The following is a 19,815-nucleotide window of genomic DNA, read 5'->3' as shown; positions in this document are numbered from 1 at the left end:
TACTATATTTCAAAGGGATCAAAAATTTTTTGTTTGGAAACTCTAGTATTAGTGCGAGTTTCGCCGCATGAATGAAAGCTCTTACAAAAATAGTTAAAAATATGCTAATAATGATGATACCCTTTTTGATATTATGGCCATCGTGGCTTGTCCCCCCAATGTAAGGGCTTCCACAAATAAAAGGATTTACATCCGGAAAAGCAGGTTGTTTATGAAAAAGAATTCTAGCAGTAAGCGCGTTCAAAGTTTTATACTCGCAGCGCTTCTATCTATGACACTTCTTGGCGGCAATGTTGTAAAGAGCATGGCGCAGGAAAATGATCAGCAAACTGAAACTACAAATACACAAGCTGTGCCAGCAGATAATACTTCCGGCAATGTAACGGATTCAGAGGCTGAAAAAGGCTCCTCTTCTGATACAGGATCAGGCGAAAGCACTGCAGCTAACGATCAGACAGATAGCAATAAAGGATCTGATAATAGCGTTTCTAATGGCGATACAACAGCTACAGCAGATGATGCTGCAGGCGATGATACTTCTGATTCTAATAATGGCGAAGCTAATGCAGAATCTGAATCTGATAAATCCAGCGCTGATAAAGATAAGAGCGCTAACGGTTCAGAGAAAGAAGCAAAAGCTTCTGATAACACAGCAGATGATGCAGCTAATGAGATCCCTGTTGATGTTTCAAAAGCAGATTATACTTCATGGGATTTTTCTACTAATGGAATAAATCAGACAGTACAGTATGGTTCATCTGTAGATGTAGATCATCTTTTATATAATAACTTATATATAGATACCACTACAGCCGGCAAATACGCTCCTAATGGTGCATCATGGGGACAGTTCAACGCCGGAACAGTATTATATTTTGCAGTTCCTGCAAACTCTGTTATCACCATTCTTGCATATGAGAATAACTATAATCTTGAACTCAGCATAGCTGGCGACGGAGCAGATTCTGATATAACAAGTGCCGAGATAACAGGGGCTAATCATCAATTCACATACACCTATGAATATAGTGGTGATCAGGCTGCACTTGTAAAGCTTACAATAAATGCTGCAGATGACAATTCTACATATCTTCAGAGCCTTACAATATCCAAGAAGGAAGCTGAAGAACCCGAGGTCACAGAGCCGGAAGAAACAGACTATACTAAGTTCTTCTCATATCCTGTTAAGAATTATACCTGGGACTTCACAGAATATGACGCAGAATCATATGTCAAATACGAAGGTAAAACAGGAAGCTATAAGGAACTTTATATTGATGCATCTACAGGTAAGTTCGAGCCCAGAGATAATGATTCTAAGGATGACGCACTTGTCAATGACACAACTCTTATAGTAGTTCCTTTTAACAGAGCAGGAACTCTTAAGGTAACTTATTATGATAACGGTTCATCTTTCCTTGCAGATGGAGAGACCAAGCTCCTCTCAGGAGATACATACGAATACACAGGTAAGGGCTACGGCTATGTAACTCTTCTTGCAACAGGCAAGATCTATCTCTACAGCATCGAGATCGAATATCCCAAGTCAGCACTTGATGATAAAGGAAACGGCGATATATCCGTATGGGATTTTGGTGGTCAGGCATCAGGCATCGAAGGTGCCACAGACATGATCTCTACCAAAGACATCGAAAACATCAGTTCAATCGGTTCATACACTGACAGCAAGGGCAATACTAAGACATCCAGCGTAACTTCAAATACTTCTGTATCTTTTGGCGACCTTACTCTTTATATGGGCAAAGGCGACAGATTCTATACAGCAACAAGCATTGAAGGTAAGACCTATCAAGCAACTAATAAAAAAGGTATCTACTCATTTGATGACTACACATCATCAGGTTATTACTACGGTAATGGTAAGACTTCTATCAAGAAGGGAGCTCCTACTAGCAGATACATCACAATAGCAAACGTTGAGCAGGGCGATACTTTTACTCTTTATATGGGAGTTAAGTTCAGCTCTTCTGCCACAGCCACAACAGAGACAGCTCACTTCAAGTCAGCTGACGGTTCTCAGGATGAGACATTTACATTAAATGCGGGAAGTCCTGCATCCTATACATTCACTGCTACTACAAGCGGTACATACACAATCTATACAGAGAATACCAATGGCGGCAAGCCTGATTTTTACAGAATTGTAAAAGGAAATAAGAGCCAGAGCGTCCTTTCAGGAAACATCAGTTTCGAAGATGGACAGTCACTTTCTGATGATTATAAATTTCTTTTTACATGTACAGATGATGAAAGTGTAGGAAGCGTATACGCTGATATCGACTATAATAATGACAAATACGCAGTATACCTCAAAAACGGTCATAGCTACAGCATCAGCATCGTAGGACCTGTAGGATATGATGTAAGTGACAGCACTAATACAGTTGCTTCTGGTACATCAACTCATGACATCACTATAATCAAGGCATCTACAGTAGCTATAAGCGGCACTGTAACAGGAATTGACGAAGAATATATTGAGAAAAACAAGTCACAGATCACATTTACTGATTCTAAAAATAATAAAGTTTCAGTAACTCTTGCAAAAGACGGATCATATGAAGGCATTAACGTAGTACCTGGTATAGAATACACTGTATCTCTTACAGACTGCCCTGATTATGAGATCGCTGCAGATAACAAGATAACTGTTTCTGAAGATGATGAACTCTCTGGTTATGATTTTGTTGCAACACTTATTAACTCTTACAAGGTAACAGGTAAGTTCATAGGCCTTACTGCAGATGCAGATCTTGGAACACTTACATTTGTAAATACCAAGGATAAGGCTAAGTATGAGGCAACTGTTCTGGCTGATAACGCAGGATATGAAGTAAGTCTTAGAGACGGTACTTACAAAGTCAAGGTATCTAATACTAAATACACAACTTCTACTACAGTTACTGTAGCAGGCGAAGATACTACAAGAGACCTCTATTTTGGTAAAAAGAAATCTGACATCACAGTAGGCGATGCAGACAGAGTATACGTAGGATATACAGACGGCAGAGACTACAATTTCGATACAGTTCAGGAAGCTATCGATGCTATCACTAACACAAGAACCGGTGACCATCGCGTAGTAGTTCAGATAAATGCCGGAACATACAGAGAACAGATTGTTATAAACACACCTAATGTAACTCTTCTTGCAGACGGCGATGTTAAGCTTACATGGTACTATGGAATCGGCTATACCTATTATAGTGCCAAGAACGGATATTATGATGAAGAGGCAGCTTACAACCAGACTTCTAAGGGAACTGTTACTAAGTGGGGCGCTTCAACATATGTCAAGAAGAATGCAACAGGCTTCAAAGCAAGCGGTATCACTTTCGAGAACTCCTTCAACCTCTATATGACTGAAGAAGAGCTTGAAGACGGCGTAACACTTAACGCCGCAGCATATGGCGACTCAAAGACTTCTTTCGAAAGAAAAGAAGGCGCAGATGTAACATGCGTAGCAGCTACAGAGAGAGCTACCGCACTTGCTATAGAAGCTGCCGATGCAGAGTTCTATAACGTAACAGTTCTTGGAAGCCAGGATACACTTTATACAGGTCCTGGAACACGTGGCTACTTCATAGATAGTAAGATATCTGGTAATACTGACTATATCTTCGGATATGGCGACTGGGCATTCAAAAACTGCGAGCTTCACTTTGAAGGCTACTCAGATGGTGCCAAGAAGCACTCATATATCACAGCTGCAAGAGGCGAAGGTTCTACATACGGATACCTCTTTGAAGACTGCACTATTACTGGTCCTAATACTACTACAACTTCAGATGTTTCTGATCCATTTATAGCAGAGTCTAAAGTAGCTATTTCTAATAGCGGCAAAAAACTTGGCGCAAGCTATCTCGGAAGACCTTGGGATACCAAGACCATGGTTACATTTAGTAATACAACTATCTCAAGAGGTGTTACTATCCACAAGGACGGCTGGTTCAAGATGAGTGGCAGAGAGCCTTATACTGTAACATATAGAGAATTCAATACTTATGATTCAAACACACTTGAAGTCGTAAAGGAAAGAAAAACTGCTGATGGCACTAATAATATCAGTACTATTTATGAGAACATAGAAGATCTTGAAGAGCTTGGTCTTACCTTTGCAGGTTATACTAAGCTGCTTGGCTGGGAGCCTACTCTTACATCAGTTAGTATAGTTACTCCGGAGCCAAAGCCAGTAGTTGATCCTGAAAATGATCCTAGTGATGATCCTGCAAATGCTAATACAGGAGCTTCTAACGAAAGTTCAACAGGCTCTACTGAAGCTTCTAATGAAAGCTCAACAGGCTCTACTGAAGCTTCTAATGAAAGCTCAACTGGCTCCACTGAGGCTTCTAATGAAAGCTCAACAGGCTCTACTGAGGCTTCTAATGAAAGCTCTACCGGTTCTACTGAAGCTTCAGGATCAAACAGCTCTAACACAGCTGTAGCAGGTAATACTACTGCTTCCGGTAATGCTGCTAACACAGGAAGTGCATCCGCAACTCAGACAGCTTCTAATACAGCTTCTGAAGGAAGTGCTTCTGCTACTCAGAATAATAACGAGACATCTAATGTTGAAAGCAGCCCAGCATCAACAAACGAAAGCGCTGTACTTGGAGCTTCCAGAGATCAGGATACAGCTACTGTTAACACTTCAGTAACACCTTCCGAAGATGGAACATCTGCTTCAAATAGCGACAGCAGTATCTCAGGAAGAAGACTTGCTTCTACAGGTGATAGTTCCTCTATCGCAGCACACCTTGCAATCATCATGCTTGCATGCTGCATGGTAATATTCATCATCGAGATGCAGGAACGCGAAGAAAAAGCTTGAAGACTTCCATATACAAAACCAATTGATGTCGCAAGCTTCATCAATTGGAACCATTAGTAGCTCACTTTACTCGCGACATGAGATTAAAAAATTCATAATCATGAATCTCTGATTCAATAGATTGTAAAAGAGGGGCTGTCGCACTAGATGATTTGATCATCTGGGCGAGGCCCCTTTTTCATGCCTTAAAAACGGCTTTTTTACTATATATTTTTTATATACTCTGTCTTTGGGCGTACTTTAATAAGCCGATTGAATTATCGACGCTGATACAAATTTTTTATTTTAAAATTCAAAATTTATGACACTTTTTTCAGTTCAAATAGATGTGTTCCGGTTCGCTCAGACATAATCTTATGGTGGAGTTTGTTGATGTCAAAAGCTATTGCCAAAAGTGTACTCTGTGCCAGAACATTCTCACTTCCTTTATAAAGGTATCGTCTGAAATTCATATCTTCTTTCACGTTTGCAAACGAACCTTCTGCTTGTATGCTACGGTTCATTCGTAGCTGTGTTCCATAATCACTAGTTATTCGTTCAAGACATTCTGCACGTTTTTCTTCCATTTTTCTTGATACAGAAAGAACCTTTTTCCTATCTTCAAATGGAGTTTTACAGTTATTGCCTTTTATGCAGTCTTTCTTGAATGGGCATTCATGGCAACTTTCACACTCATATATTGTTACTTCACGTTGGTAACTGGTCGCTGTCTTTTGTTTTCTTTTGGATACAGCTAAGAGCTTTTTTCCATTCTTGCAAGTATAACTGTCAGTTTCAGAATCATAGTCCATGTTTTCTCGTTTACTGATATCTTTTTTGAACTTTCTTGTTTTTGACAGTTCATAATTCTGTGGTTTTATATATCCGGTCTGATCGTTGTTTTCAATGAAAACATAATTCTCTTCACTTTCATAACCGGCATCAGCAACTATGTTTTTATATTTGAAGGGAAGATGTTCTTCCATATCTTTTAGGAAAGGTATCAGAGTAAGAGTATCTGTTGGATTCGGGTAAATGCCGAGCCAGGTTACATATTCTGCATCAACACCATGCTGCAGGTTGTATGCAGGTTTAAGCTGACCATTAAGCATAGCGTCTTCTTTCATTCTCATGAAAGTGGCATCGTTATCCGTTTTAGAATAGCTATTTCGTCTGCCACATTTATAAAGCTTGTTTGTGTATTCTTTAAGCTTTTCTGTATATTCTTCAAGTTTTTCGATTGAGCGTTGAAGCATTGTTTTCCTTTTACCAATGCCATGTACAAACTCGATAGCCTCATCTTTTTTGATCTTGTAAAGCTTCTTTCTTAATCGTTTCAAAGTGCGAAGTGATATCTGGTCTTTATATACAACCTTAAAATCATAGAGTTCTTCGCATTCCGCACAGAACATACAGATTTTCTCTGCAAGTTTAGCCATGTTCTTGGTCACGGCTTTTTTCCATACAAAAGTATATTTGTTGGCAACAGATTCAATCTTTGTTCCATCGATAAATATATTCTCACCTGATATCTCTCCAAGATCCAGAAGTATAGTTCCAACCTGCGACATTACAGACTTTGAACATTGTGAGAGATGTAGGGAAATAAATCTTGCTAATGTAGAATGATCGGGTGCGGGTGCACCTTCAAGAAGATACATGAAATTGATATCTCTTTTGCAGGATGATTCAATATCACGACTGGAATAGATTCTGTTCATTGCTGCATAGATAACAATCTTAAGCATCTGACGCGGTGAGGCCTGACTCTTTCTGATTCTGTCATAAGTCTCATAAAGATCAGAAAGATTCATCTCCTCCACAAATGCACTAACCAGGCGTACCGGATCATCAGATGGAATAGATATTTCTATGTCTAGCGGAAGTTTGATTTGATGATACAAGGAAGATACTGTATAATCTCCTTGTAAGATTTGGTTTAGTCGCATAAACATATTTTACAGCAAAAACCAGGCTTTTCGAAGCCTGGTTTTTGTGTTTTGGGCATAAACAGGGAGCTGAGCACTAATTACTTAGTGCGACAGCCCCTTTTCAATGGATTATACCGTATTTGACACAAAATCCCATCGAATTTCAATTATAATTGTGTAATCATTCTTTGTAAGATTTTGCCGAACTGACAACAGAGGCAACAAAGATCATGAATGATTGCTACAAGCTATTTAAGATCTCCTGCCCTGCAGAGGTGTCGTTGAAACGTGGTTAGAAAAGTTGATCGGGAACTATAGTTTAAGACTTGCTCTTATCATAGGCGATCTGCTTGAAGAGATTGAAAAGACCGCTCTTGATAGCATTATTATCATGATCTGCGCCTGTAATCTCGTACCAGATGTGATCAGCGCCGTTAGCTTCTAAAAGCTCATGATACTGCTTTGGATATGTTCCAACTACTGAATCCCTGCTACCGCAGCAGACAATGAATACCTCCGGCTCTACTGCACCGTCAGCAAATTTCATCTCGCTCTCTTCTATCATTCCTTCGTGAGTCATGAATTTGTCTGTTGTAGGAACAATTCCCGGAGCTGCAGATATCGCACAGACATAGCCAAAAAGCTCAGGTCTTTGAAGGGTGATATAAATTGTCTCTCGACCGCCCATTGAAAAGCCTGCAAGATAAGTATTTTCCCTACCTGTAAGGACTGAATACTCGCTCTCAATGTGAGGCATAAGGTCATTGACAAGGTCGTTGATAAAGTTATCGTAAGGAAGAACGCTCTCGCTATCAAAACCAGGCTGCTGATTAGGATCAGATGTTGCGTACATGTTAGGGCACACAACGATTGTCTCTTCTATGAGCTCATCTGCCGCCATATTGCCTACGATCTCTTTAATTCTATTCTCTCCATCTGAGGAAAAAGAATACTCATTACCAAAGATACCATGTAAAAGGTATAAAACCGGATACTGCTTATCTTCGCTATAGTCTGCAGGAAGAAGTATGCTATAACCCCTCTCCAGTCCGCAGGTTTCAGAATAATAAGTTGCATGTGTGAACTCGCCGTATTCTACATCACCGCGCTTTGACTCGATTAGTAATGGACATCTTTCATCTATCTCATCGTTAAGAACGAACTCTGTGTCAGCACCTTCTGAGTCATCCTCTGTCTTTATTCCTGAAGCAAAAGAGCTTAAGTCTTCACTGCTGTTATCTGTAGCCACGCTGCTCTCTTCGCTACTATTTGCTACTTCCATGCTAATCTCTTCGTTACTGTTTTCTGCTCCCATACCTTTATCCTCCTGTGAATTTGCACCACATGCGCACAATGCGGTCATAACTGCTGCCAATAAAATCGAAATGCTTTTCTTTCTCATAACCGGCCCCTTTGAACTGCATTTTTCATATTCTAATATCATCATAATCATGTAAAAAGCCGCTCACAAGCTATATATTGCTATAATAATGCTATTGGCATTCATTAATTCGAGTTATTTCTTTCACGCTATTTTTTATGTTCCAAATACTCCTCAACTAGTTTTTTCATCTCTTCCTCATCAAAATGCGTATAGGAATGTGTTGTTTCAATACTTGATCGTAAAGACCAACTTATCAAAAACACTACCGTCATTAGCAAACTAAACCCAGCAGAAAATTTAAATTTTCTCCAGTTTATATCTGATTGGATTTCATGAACTCCTTCCGGATCATATATATAAATAAAGATATCATCTCCAGGTTCTAGACCTTTTTCACTGGTGCACACTTCTCCTTCCAGTGTCTTACCTTTATATTCATAGCTAACATTATATGTCTCATATATCTCACCACGCCTCCTATTTACTACAACAATCTTTGTCCCTCTACTATAAATGACCTTTCCTCTAAAATATTTGGATTTCTTATATCTTATTCCTTTAATCCAATATATAATTGTCAAAAACAAACATATCGGTATAATACAACCACTTGCAAAACAAACTGCTTCCACTGTAATCCAAAACCTTTCTACCTAAAAAGCGATCAATCTATATGGTCTACATTAAAGAATAATAATACACTATCTCCTACCACATAGTATTTTTCATTCTTGTGCAAATCATATAGATTCGAATAATAAAAATCGAATCTATATGATTTTTTTTTAAGTACTAGGAAACTTTATCTTAGCTATTTTAATCATGCTGTCTGTATCTACATCTGCACATGATGACGCTGGAATTGCTTATCAGATATATCTGCACAAACCGCAACCGCCAAGCGCTTTTGTCATTATACATACAATTAGAGCTTTGTAAATGACTTTCCGACAAATTGCACATTTCATTCGACGAATGACATTTTAATGAGACAAATGACATTTTCATGAAACGAATAACTCCCTGATAAAAACGCCACTTTACAACAATAAAAAACAAATCAAGGAAGAGGCGCTCTTAAGTTTAGTTTTGAAATCTCTCTACTTCAAGAATATAATATTTATTAGTAGTATTTTTTACAGATGTATACATCTGCAATACAAAACATATTGGAGGTATTTATGGGAAGAAAGGTTGTACTTGCCGGCGCGTGTCGTACGGCTATAGGAACAATGGGAGGAACTCTTTCTAATACACCTGCTCCTGAGCTTGGAACAGTTGTTATCAAAGAGGCACTAAAAAGAACAGGCATTAAGCCAGAGCAGGTTGATGAAGTCTACATGGGCTGTGTAATACAGGCAGGCCTTGGTCAGAATCCTGCAAGGCAGTCAGCTATCAATGCAGGTATACCTGTTGAGGTTCCTGCTACTACCATCAACGTACTGTGCGGTTCAGGTCTTCACTGTGTGAACCTTGCTGCCAAGCTCATCTCTATGGGCGATGCTGATATCATCGTAGCTGGTGGTATGGAGAACATGTCCATGGCTCCTTATCTTCTGCGTCAGGCTCGTTTTGGATATCGTATGGGACCGGCTACTATGGAAGATGCCATGATCACAGATGCTCTTACAGACGCATTCTATCACTATCACATGGGCATCACAGCTGAGAATATTGCTGAGCAGTGGCACCTTACAAGGCAGCAGCTTGACGAGTTCGCAGCATGGAGCCAGCAGAAGGCTCAGAAAGCCATCGCAGAAGGCAAGTTTAAGGATGAGATAGTTCCTGTAGAAGTTAAGAAGAAAAAAGAAACTATCCTCTTCGATACAGATGAAGGACCGCGTGCCGGTGTTACAGCAGAAAGCATCTCAGGTCTCAAGCCTGCATTTAAGAAGGACGGAGGCGTTGTAACTGCTGCCAATTCGTCAGGTATCAATGATGCAGCTGCTGCCATCATCGTTATGAGCGAAGAGAAAGCTAAAGAACTTGGCGTTAAGCCTATGGCAACATGGATCGGCGGCGAGCTTGCAGGCGTAGATCCTCAGATCATGGGAATCGGACCTGTTGCTGCTACAAGAAAAGTAATGGATAAGTGCGGTTACAAGATTGGTGACTTTGATCTTATCGAAGCTAACGAAGCTTTCGCAGCTCAGTCTGTTGCAGTAGGCCAGGATCTTGGATTTGATATGGACAAGCTCAATGTCAACGGCGGAGCTATCGCCCTGGGTCACCCTGTAGGATGTTCCGGCACCAGAATCCTCGTCACTCTCCTTCATGAGATGGAGAAAAGGGATGCCAAGAAAGGTCTTGCAACCTTGTGCGTAGGCGGCGGCATGGGCGCAGCTGCAATTGTAGAGCGCGAATAATACTTTCAGGCATAACAATAATAGTAGTTTGATTGAAATTAATATTTCACGCGAAAAACACATGGAACTTTGGTAGATTATCGCTAAAGCTCCATGTGTTATTATTTATATTCTAAAAATTTATCTATTTTCTCTTTCATTTTCTTATTCATTTTCTTGTTTATTTGCAGACTTCCCACTTGGTCAGTGTCATGCCAGGGAAGTTTATTATCTTATTTCTATTTCTTATTACTAAAACTTTTACCTTTAAATCTATGATTCTCGACATATTAAGGTCATATCTTCTATTCTTTTTCTAAACAAATGGATAATATCATCCGATAAGAATGTATATGGTATGGGTATTATTATTCTCAGCCTTGCAACACTTTATAAACGACCAAATGTAAGAGTAATAAAAGGGAATGGAGCTATAGAGCATATCGGTATTTTCTCAATCAATATCTATAAGCGTATGAAGCAGCAATCGAAAGGAGCACTATGAAAAAATCACTGTTATCTGCTATTTTAACTGTTTCATGTATCTTCACGATGTCATGCGGTAATAATGGAACAACTGCCACAGATTCCGGATCTACATCAGGCGAGCTGGCAGGAAGCCTTAGCTATGAATATGTCATTCACTATACCGATGGCACCGAGTCGGGCGTAGTCCGCTACGATGATCTGTCTACCATGCTCCTGGGACTGGACCGCGGTGATATTGATTATATTCCTCTGAGTAAGTCCGTAGCAGAATATATCGCTAATACTCAAGGAGATGGCAAGTATGTTGTAGAAACAGCTGATCCTTTGGAGAACTACTCTCTGGGCGTTGGCGAAGCCCATGTTGATCTCCTTCCTGCCTGCAACGACGCGATCATCGCTATGCAGGAAGATGGGACGCTATCAAGTCTTCAGGATGAATATATAACCAAGATAATAGAAGGCGGTCAGCCTGAAGCAGTCACTTTTGAAACTGTAGATGGAAGAGATACATTAAAGGTCGGAGTAACAGGCGATCTTCCTCCTATGGACTATGTATCAGAAGACGGAACTCCTATGGGATTCAATACGGCAATCCTTGCAGAGCTTGGCAAGAGACTTGATATGAATATTGAGCTTGTAACGATCAATTCCGGAAGCCGCGCTGCTGCTCTTGTATCCGGCAAGGTTGATATGATCTTCTGGGTTCTGTCTATGGATTTCTCAAATGCTCAGAATCCTGTAAGACTTGAAACTATCGACTACATCATGTTCAACGGAAGCAAGCTCTCGCCTACAGATACAGTTGCTACTGATTCTATATTTGCTGTTCCTGAAGGTGTATATATCAGTGAGTATTATTTCTCTGATAATGAAGCTATCTTAAGAAAAAAATAATAGTTCGTAAATCTGAATAATTGTAAAGATATAAAAACCACTGCCAATATCTTGTTTTTGTAATGATTGGCAGTGGTTTTACTATAGTAACCAAAAAGTATGCTTTTGATACTTATTAAATATCAATCTATATAGCCTATAAGAAGTTTAAGTGTATTCTCAGCTCCGTCTCTATGGCTTCTCTCATAACCGTGAGAAGCATATACTCCTGCGCCGATAAGACCATGCTTAACATCAAAGCCTGCACGAAGTGTAGCTTCTACGTCAGATCCGTAATGAGGATATACATCAACAGCATAGTCAGCGCCCATCTTCTTAGCAGCTTCTATAAGTCCCTTAACTACTGAATAAGCGTAGGGTCCGCCGCTATCCTTGGAACATATGGATACCTGACGCTCTGTACATGTAAGACCTTCGCCGACGCATCCCATATCAACTGAGATTGCTTCTGTTACGCCTTCAGGAACTGATGCACATCCGCCGTGACCTACTTCTTCGAATACAGTTACATGTACATATACTGCACGCTTTGGAGTGATCTTGTTATCCTTAAGATACTTGGCATATCCAAGAAGTATACCTACGCTGAACTTATCATCAAGGAATCTGCTCTTGATATAACCTGACTTTGTGATACGTGTACAAGGATCAAAGCATACGATATCGCCTACGCTTATACCAAGTTTTTCAACATCTTCTTTAGACTTAACATCTTCATCAAGGACAACTTCGCAGGTATCAAAAGTCCTCTTGATATCATTGTACTCACCATTAACATGGATTGATGCATTTACAAGCTGGAATGTTCCTTCATAATCTCCATCGAACTTAGTAACAATACGGACATTCTCTGTCTCAGCATTATTAGCATTCATTCCGCCAAGAGGTGTTACTACAAGGCGACCTGTTCCCTTAATAGAAGATACCATGCCGCCAAGAGTATCTGTATGGGCTTCAAGGAAGAGGCCATTTTTCTTATCCTTGCCACCAAGTTCTACAAGAACGCCGCCCTTACCTGTAAATGAAGCTTTAAAGCCAAGTGTTTCAAACTCCTTCTTGACCCAGGCTGCTGCATCATCTGTATAGCCTGTAGGAGAGTCAATTGACAGAAGCTCCTTACTCTTCTCCATGATAAAATCTGTGTAAACCTTAAAATCATTTTTCTTTCTAGCCATTTCTAACACCTTTATTCTTTCTTAAGTTGTTTTTTCAAAAATCTTTTTCAAATACACTATACCATTTTTAACAAAATTATGAATTATTGTCACTTCATTCAAGACGTCATAAATATCATTTGGCAGTCGTCTGTGTATTAGTTACTGTACAGCTTCTTCCATCTATTACGACATCGGCTGTATATAATTTAGCTATTTATCTTGAGCCGCCTTCATAGCCACAAGCTCTATAGCCTCTTTGCCTGTCAGGTGCTCTATACTAATTTCATACATCACAACATTGGCATATGATCTTCTCATGTCTTCCTGAACAGCTTCTTCAGGAGAGAACTTCCTGCCTATGGCAAGCGCGGCTTCTTTTCTCAAGTCTTCATCTTCTATTATCTTAACTCGTCCAAAAGCTACTACGCTTCTAAAGTAATTGGTAACCTTATCCGGAACGACTTCATCCTTGTCGATAACGCAGAAGGATACCTTATCACTTTTAAGCATGGCATCATACTTGTGACCTGCCTTGGCACCATGGATTATGATCTTACCGTCCCTATACAGATAGTTGATAGGAACTGTATACGGATAACCATCATCACCATTAACAGCAAGTACGCCTGTTTTGCCATTTTCAAGGATCTTGATTGCCTCTTCATCCGGTAGCTGCTGCCTGAATCTTCTCATTTTTCTGAACATAATTTCCTCCGATCTGTGCAAATTCATATTCGATTTCGAGCAAGCTCTAATCAAAATGACTTTTGCTCCTTACATCATATTATACTTAATGTTCTCATTTTCTTCCGATCACGCGACAATTCTTTTTGTAAAATGCCACTCCAATTTTATATATCTTTGCTTTCTTCATAGCATCTGCATAATGCATATCATCTATTTGATCTAAAGCCATTTGAGCTTCGTAGTCAAGTAGCTGTAACAAGTCATTTTCGGATATATTTTTTTTGACTTTTGATAGAGATTTTACTTCAATTATGTATCCTGTATTATCCTTGGCTTTCGGAATAAGCGCTATGTCATAGCGCCCATCACCGGCTTCTCTATTGGACTTAATCTCATAAAACCTATTCAATGAGGCACTTAGCCCCAGAAGCATACCATGGTAGAAACCTTCTGCAGACGCATCAAAATAGCTGATCGTCTCCTTTAGAAATTCAGTTAATCGTTTCTGCATTTCTTCATTATTCTTACTTAAAAGCGCGTGCTGGAAACCAATAGCATCTTCACCTGAGACTATATTCCCAGTTCTTGAAAGTATCTCCTGTTCAAAAACATGCATCACTTCTATATTGGGAATCCTGACTTCTCCTACAGTATTACCATCATACAGTGATTCCGCTGAATCAAGAGTAAGATACCCTCCCATAAGCAAAAAACTATAAACAGAAGAAAAGCTTTTCCCTATCTCCGGATATACTACAGATATATCAAGATATACACTTTTTTTGCCTCCTCCAAGAAGTTCTCTTATCTCCTCTATAAGTTCATTGGATCCGTTTGAGATAATCTCGCCTATGACATCATTACTTCCGGTAGATTGCCAATAGGTTTTGGTGATACAGTTTTGAGATACATAATTAAGTACCGACCATGGATTATATATTTGCGTATCACCAAAATGATATCCATTATACCACTCCTTGACCTTTGCAAATTGCTCAGATACGCCGTAGTCCTTTAGGAGTTTTTTTACTTCTGGTTCTGTAAATCCAAAGTACGAACTATAATTGTTATCTATAACAGAATTGACCATCAGATTGTTTAGTCCGCTGAATATGCTTTCCTTAGCGACTCTTAATATACCGGTCAGAAAAGCCATTGTCATATGCTTATTGTCCTTGAGCCCACCTGATAGAAAGTTTCTCATAAAGCCTATGACTTCATTATAAAATCCATACATATGTCCTTGCTGAATAGGTGTATCATATTCATCTATCATTATTATAGGGGCCTTGCCGCAGTACCTGTCCAGAATCTGCGTAAGCTTCCCCAATGTTCCCGACCACAGAGCTTCTTCTAATGTACCATTAATGACTTTATCAACATAGACTCTATCAAGCTCCGTTAGATTACTCTGCTCTATTTGAGATATAAGTCTTTCATACTCTGACTGAATAATTGCTTTTATATTTATAAGCATTTCAGACCATTTATCGAACTTCATATCTTTAAAATTAAAATACACAACAGGAAATTTGCCTTGATATTCTCTATACTCCCGTCCAGAAGACCATATTTTGGTTTTTTGAAAATATACACTTGTATCTTTTTCAGCTTTTTCAAAAAAGGTACGAAGCATATCCATATTCAATGTCTTACCAAAACGTCTGGGACGTAGAAAAAGAGAAACAAGCGGCCTGTTATCGATTAATTCTTTTATCAGCAAAGTCTTGTCTATATAGTAATAATCTGTAATAGCCTTGGCAAAATCAGAGACGCCAATGGGAAGTGGTTTGTTTGAAAATTTCCCATTTCCCATTTTTTCGATATAATCAAGTGGTATCATCCATCTATTGCCAACTTTTTTGGAACCGCTTATAGTTCCCTTCTGGCACATTGCATTTACCATTCTACGGGATATTCCAAGTTTTTCTGCAGCTTTTGCTGATGTGATATAATCCATGTTCCACCTCAAAGTTTTTATTATATTAATATAATAAAACGGGAAATGGGAAGTTTCAATAATATCATTTCCCGTTTTTCCACAAAAAGCCCCCTTCCAAGCAGTACAAGATTATATTATTTCTCTTGTTCGCATGGAAGGGGGTATTCAATACTTTAGAACTATTTTCTTTTTATATCAGCGATTTAAAGAACTGTGCTTCGTCGTCGTTGCACTGGACAGCTTCCGGAAGTCTCATGTTACAGTGGAATACATGTCCGAGTTCTCCATTTGGACTTGTATAGTACTTGCAGGTAAATGGTACAGAGTTTCTGATCATAACTTCTGCCATCTTGGGAAGCTCATCCTTGAGGAAGTCTCCTGTTGCAGACATAAGGAAGGATGGCGGATAAGCGTCTGTAATGTAGTTACCTGTATTCACAACTTCAAGATCATCATCTGTGACTTTTTTGCCAAAAAGATCGTCCATAAGTGATCCCATGTTGTCATCAGCTTCTTTTACAGACTTTATCTCAAATGCAGCGCAGTTGAATGCAATGCCTTTGAACCTGAACTTGTCGGATGCTGTGAAATCGAACTTGTCAGCATACTCCTTGTTGGTAAGGAAGGCTGCTGTAATACCTATAAGCGTACCACCTGCAGAATCGCCAACACCGAAGATATTATCAAGGTCAAAGCCGTATTTATCTGCATTATCTACGATCCAGTTAATAACAGCACAAGAATCTTCAAGGCTAGCTGGGAATGTATATTCAGGTGCAAGTCTGTATGAATAGCAAACTACTGCAAAGCCTCTCTGTGCAAGAGAAGCTGAGTAGTACTTGTATACTTCCTTGTCACCATATACCCATCCGCCGCCGTGGATGACTACGATCACCGGAAGTTTCTTATCTTCCTGAATATTGGCAGGTCTGTATACATCTAGAAGTTGCCACTGCGGATGCTGACCTTTATCACCATAAGCAATATCACTATATCTTTTTATATCTGCAGGAATCTCAAGGCCTGCATCTCTCATGGCATCGCCTTTTGAAAACATTTCTCTTATTGTGTCGCTTGTCTTTGACATATTTACTACCTCACTTCGTATATATATATCTTTTACCCAAAAATATTCTTTTTAATAATATTTTTTAACTATATTTTATTATATGACGTAAGGGTCAAAAGTCATTTCGATTCGAGCTTGCTCGAAATCGAATATGAATTTATGACCCGCCAAACATGAGCAAAGTAGCACGTAGTGCGGATTTGCGAATGTTTGAGGATTGTGAGAGTTTCGAAGAAACGGAACAATCCGGTAGTCATATGGTGTCAAAAGGAACTTTTGACACCTACCTCATTATATCAATTATAGTCTTATTACTACACTTGTTATTTAATAATGCGAATGAACCTAAAATCAGTTCATCCGCACTATTATTTAATTCCTATCCCCTATTTTGGTTGAAATGCCTTTATACCATTTAAGCCATAGATCTCTTAGCTTCAAGGTCTCTCTGAATCTGGTCGATGTGCTTGTCAATGTTCATGATGATGCACAGTGCAAGTACTACCAGTGACAGGATTGCTCCAAAGTATCCATATCCAAAACGGATTGATGCAAGCGCAGCTTCTGTCTGGACTTCTGCAGTTCCTACATATCCGCCGATTGCGATGATCCATGTGCAGATAGCTGATCCAAGGCCGATACCAACTTTCATACCAAAGCTTGTGCAGCTGTTAACAAGTCCTTCAGAACGAACTCCTGTCTTCCATTCACCATAGTCAACTACGTCAGCTGTTGTTGCGAAGATTCCTGACATGATAGGTCCTGTACCAAATCCCTTAACTATAAGTCCAAGTACTACAAGTGGAAGGTTAGAACCTGCTGCTCCGATGATGCATGAGCCTATAGCCATGATTGTTGCGCCTGTGATCATGAGTTTTCTTTTTCCAAACTTTGCAACAAGTCCCGGCATCATAAGATTTACGATCATAGCAGGTACAGTTCCGGCTACTGATGTCCATGAAAGGAATGCGATGTTTCCAAGTACGCTGTTGCAGAAATAGTAGGTCATAGAACCTGTTGTTACTACGTTGATGTACAGGAACATGAACATAAGTGCCTGAATGAAGAAATATTTGTTCTTAAAAAGTGCCGGAAGAGCCTTTGAAAGCGGAACTCTTTCTACTTTGACTGTTCCATCATCCTCAGCATCTACGTGCTCTCTTACTCCAAGGAAGCACAGAACGCACATAACACATGCAACAGTACCATAGATAGCTGATATTGATCTCCAGCCGACGCTTGCTATAAGGTTAGCTGTGATTACGTTTGTGATAAGTGATGTAACCTGAGTCATCACGAATCTGATAGAAGCTGTCTGAGCTCTGTCCTGTACATCAAGTGTCATACGGCTAAGAAGTGCGTTGTAAGGCAGGTTGTTAGCTGTATAGATGATGCAGTTCTGGAAGATATATGTAAGATAGATGTAGATAAGCTTACCAGTTGCACCAAGTGATGCCGGTACGTTGAATATCAAAAAGAGTGATATTCCCATAAGTGGTGCTGTCCACAAAAGCCACGGTCTTGCTTTACCATATTTTGACTTAGTCTTGTCAACAATTGCACCCATAATAAGATCAGTAATACCATCAAATACTCTGCATAGCAACATCATGGTTCCTATAGCAGCTGCAGCAACTCCTACAGTATCTGTATAATATCCTGTGAGAAAAGATGATGCCAGAGCAACTATTACATTGGCGCCGCAGTCACCAATTCCATAAGATAATTTCTCTGTGGTAGATAGACGTACTTTCTTGTCCTGACTTTGTTCGTATATAGCTTCCATATGTTTCCTCCCTTTATATAGGGTCCTCGATCCGGCTGTTACTATCCTTGCGTACCTCCTATGCTCTATTGGCTTATGCCGGTAATACAGATATGTAAGCCACCGGATCACTTTTCATCGCTGTTTTAATAGCTATTATAAAACCGGACCCTTAATTCCTTCTCTGGAAACTAATATATTAAAAATTGATAATTTGCTCTTTACATTTCTTGCCACAAAAATTACGTTTTCTTGACTTTTAATCTTCGTCTTATATAATTATCTCTGATACATATAACAGTATGTCTATATCAAGCTGTCTTTTAAAGCGCCTGATATCATATCTTAATTTTTTATACCTGATGCAATAAAAACTTTTTTGCCAAATATAATCTGACGTATAAGGGGAAAATATGCCGGAATCAACCACTCAAGATATCTCATATGAAGTAGTACACTACCATACAGAGATGCCTTTCAATATATTAAATGTGCATAAAAGGGATCTTTACAGAAACGGTAACCTTTCTACTGCCAGTGATGTTCTCGATCATTGGCACAACGAGCTTGAAATAGTCTACTCTTATTCAAATGACGGAATATACTATACAGATGGTGTACCTCACCATCTGGAAGCTGACCAGTTCATCATCGTTAACTCAAGAAGTATTCACAAGGTCATATCCAACAGGACAACTCCATATGATGACATGCCTGAGACACTGACTACCGTGCTTCAGATAAGTGATTCATTTCTTCGAAGCTTCATTCCAAACTTTGAAGACCTGTACTTCCTGCCGGTATTTAAAACAAGCGAAGAAAGACCCGCTCAGATAATGAAAGATCTTGCAAGATATGCTGATGGAAAAGCTTTGAATAAATACGAAAATATGCGCCTCATCGGCCTGGTACATGAGCTTTTATATTATATCTGCAGAGATGACCTGACTCTTAAAGACATGGAAATGCCTAAAAAAGACAGAAAAAATGCTGATATTTTAAGAAAGATAATCTCTTATACAGAAGATAACTACAGGCTGGATATAAATGAGATGTCTGCCGCACAGCACTTTGGATACTCTGCCAGCTATTTTTCCAGATTCTTCAGATCCAATATGGGAATAACCTATAAAGAATTCCTGACAAGAATGCGTATCAATTCTGCCAAGGATGCTCTTACAGGCTCTTCCAAGTCCGTTCTCGAAATAGCCATGGACTGCGGATTCTCAGATGCAAGAGGTCTGATAAATATGTTCAACAAATACGAGGGAATCACACCTCTAAAGTACAGAAAAAAGTACACCACCACCTAAAAGGTGTG

General features: G+C 39.4%; 12 protein-coding genes. 4 read left to right on the top strand and 8 right to left on the bottom strand.

The window, feature by feature from the left end; translation table 11 throughout:
- The first annotated feature begins 211 nt into the window (after positions 1-211).
- Positions 212-4,852 (top strand): pectinesterase family protein, encoded by a 4,641-nt coding sequence (locus I7804_RS08215; protein WP_248405892.1) that lies wholly within the window; start codon positions 212-214, stop codon positions 4,850-4,852.
- 299 nt (positions 4,853-5,151) lie between these two features.
- On the opposite strand, the gene I7804_RS08210 is transcribed toward I7804_RS08215, so the two are convergent.
- The 3 genes from I7804_RS08210 to I7804_RS08200 all read right to left on the bottom strand — a co-directional run bounded on the left by I7804_RS08210 (position 5,152) and on the right by I7804_RS08200 (position 8,778).
- On the bottom strand, positions 5,152-6,780 hold the full coding sequence (locus tag I7804_RS08210) for an IS1182 family transposase (protein ID WP_248405891.1): 1,629 nt from the start codon (positions 6,778-6,780) through the stop codon (positions 5,152-5,154).
- A 301-nt stretch (positions 6,781-7,081) separates the two neighbouring features.
- Positions 7,082-8,164: an alpha/beta hydrolase gene (locus I7804_RS08205; RefSeq protein WP_248405890.1), complete on the bottom strand. Its 1,083-nt coding sequence runs from the start codon at positions 8,162-8,164 to the stop codon at positions 7,082-7,084.
- Between the two features lie 128 nt (positions 8,165-8,292).
- Positions 8,293-8,778 carry a hypothetical protein gene (locus I7804_RS08200; protein ID WP_146204752.1) on the bottom strand — a complete coding sequence of 162 codons (486 nt, stop codon included), beginning with the start codon at positions 8,776-8,778 and terminating at the stop codon, positions 8,293-8,295.
- 549 nt (positions 8,779-9,327) lie between these two features.
- Here I7804_RS08200 and I7804_RS08195 point away from each other — a divergent pair.
- Positions 9,328-10,512, top strand: coding sequence for an acetyl-CoA C-acetyltransferase (locus I7804_RS08195; RefSeq protein WP_022755323.1), 1,185 nt, complete (start codon positions 9,328-9,330; stop codon positions 10,510-10,512).
- 480 nt (positions 10,513-10,992) lie between these two features.
- The gene (locus tag I7804_RS08190; RefSeq protein WP_022755325.1) at positions 10,993-11,874 is read left to right on the top strand and encodes a substrate-binding periplasmic protein; all 882 of its coding nucleotides are present in this window, start codon (positions 10,993-10,995) and stop codon (positions 11,872-11,874) included.
- A gap of 122 nt (positions 11,875-11,996) precedes the next feature.
- Here I7804_RS08190 and I7804_RS08185 read toward each other — a convergent pair whose 3' ends face one another.
- From I7804_RS08185 to I7804_RS08165, 5 genes are all read right to left on the bottom strand, one after another.
- Complete coding sequence (locus I7804_RS08185) at positions 11,997-13,049, bottom strand: M42 family metallopeptidase (RefSeq protein WP_248405889.1); 1,053 nt, start codon at positions 13,047-13,049, stop codon at positions 11,997-11,999.
- A gap of 192 nt (positions 13,050-13,241) precedes the next feature.
- Positions 13,242-13,736, bottom strand: a complete 495-nt coding sequence (locus I7804_RS08180; RefSeq protein ID WP_022757945.1) for a pyridoxamine 5'-phosphate oxidase family protein — start codon at positions 13,734-13,736, stop codon at positions 13,242-13,244.
- Between the two features lie 94 nt (positions 13,737-13,830).
- Positions 13,831-15,678: an AAA family ATPase gene (locus I7804_RS08175; RefSeq protein WP_248405888.1), complete on the bottom strand. Its 1,848-nt coding sequence runs from the start codon at positions 15,676-15,678 to the stop codon at positions 13,831-13,833.
- Between the two features lie 172 nt (positions 15,679-15,850).
- Positions 15,851-16,747: an alpha/beta hydrolase gene (locus I7804_RS08170; protein WP_248405887.1), complete on the bottom strand. Its 897-nt coding sequence runs from the start codon at positions 16,745-16,747 to the stop codon at positions 15,851-15,853.
- 397 nt (positions 16,748-17,144) lie between these two features.
- The gene (locus I7804_RS08165; RefSeq protein WP_092043577.1) at positions 17,145-18,515 is read right to left on the bottom strand and encodes an MFS transporter; all 1,371 of its coding nucleotides are present in this window, start codon (positions 18,513-18,515) and stop codon (positions 17,145-17,147) included.
- Positions 18,516-18,907: 392 nt separating this feature from the next.
- Between I7804_RS08165 and I7804_RS08160 the strand changes: the two genes are divergently transcribed.
- Positions 18,908-19,807: an AraC family transcriptional regulator gene (locus I7804_RS08160; protein ID WP_248405886.1), complete on the top strand. Its 900-nt coding sequence runs from the start codon at positions 18,908-18,910 to the stop codon at positions 19,805-19,807.
- Positions 19,808-19,815: the final 8 nt, after the last annotated feature.

The sequence above is a fragment of the Butyrivibrio fibrisolvens genome (genome assembly GCF_023206215.1).
Taxonomy (GTDB): Bacteria; Bacillota; Clostridia; order Lachnospirales; family Lachnospiraceae; genus Butyrivibrio; species Butyrivibrio fibrisolvens_C.
This window is presented reverse-complemented; position numbering and strand designations above follow the sequence as displayed.

Coding starts and splice junctions, on each gene's coding strand:
- I7804_RS08215 (WP_248405892.1), top strand. CDS start 212: ATGAAAAAGAATTCTAGCAGTAAGCGCGTTCAAAGTTTTATACTCGCA.
- I7804_RS08210 (WP_248405891.1), bottom strand. CDS start 6,780: ATGCGACTAAACCAAATCTTACAAGGAGATTATACAGTATCTTCCTTG.
- I7804_RS08205 (WP_248405890.1), bottom strand. CDS start 8,164: ATGAGAAAGAAAAGCATTTCGATTTTATTGGCAGCAGTTATGACCGCA.
- I7804_RS08195 (WP_022755323.1), top strand. CDS start 9,328: ATGGGAAGAAAGGTTGTACTTGCCGGCGCGTGTCGTACGGCTATAGGA.
- I7804_RS08190 (WP_022755325.1), top strand. CDS start 10,993: ATGAAAAAATCACTGTTATCTGCTATTTTAACTGTTTCATGTATCTTC.
- I7804_RS08185 (WP_248405889.1), bottom strand. CDS start 13,049: ATGGCTAGAAAGAAAAATGATTTTAAGGTTTACACAGATTTTATCATG.
- I7804_RS08180 (WP_022757945.1), bottom strand. CDS start 13,736: ATGTTCAGAAAAATGAGAAGATTCAGGCAGCAGCTACCGGATGAAGAG.
- I7804_RS08175 (WP_248405888.1), bottom strand. CDS start 15,678: ATGGATTATATCACATCAGCAAAAGCTGCAGAAAAACTTGGAATATCC.
- I7804_RS08170 (WP_248405887.1), bottom strand. CDS start 16,747: ATGTCAAAGACAAGCGACACAATAAGAGAAATGTTTTCAAAAGGCGAT.
- I7804_RS08165 (WP_092043577.1), bottom strand. CDS start 18,515: ATGGAAGCTATATACGAACAAAGTCAGGACAAGAAAGTACGTCTATCT.
- I7804_RS08160 (WP_248405886.1), top strand. CDS start 18,908: ATGCCGGAATCAACCACTCAAGATATCTCATATGAAGTAGTACACTAC.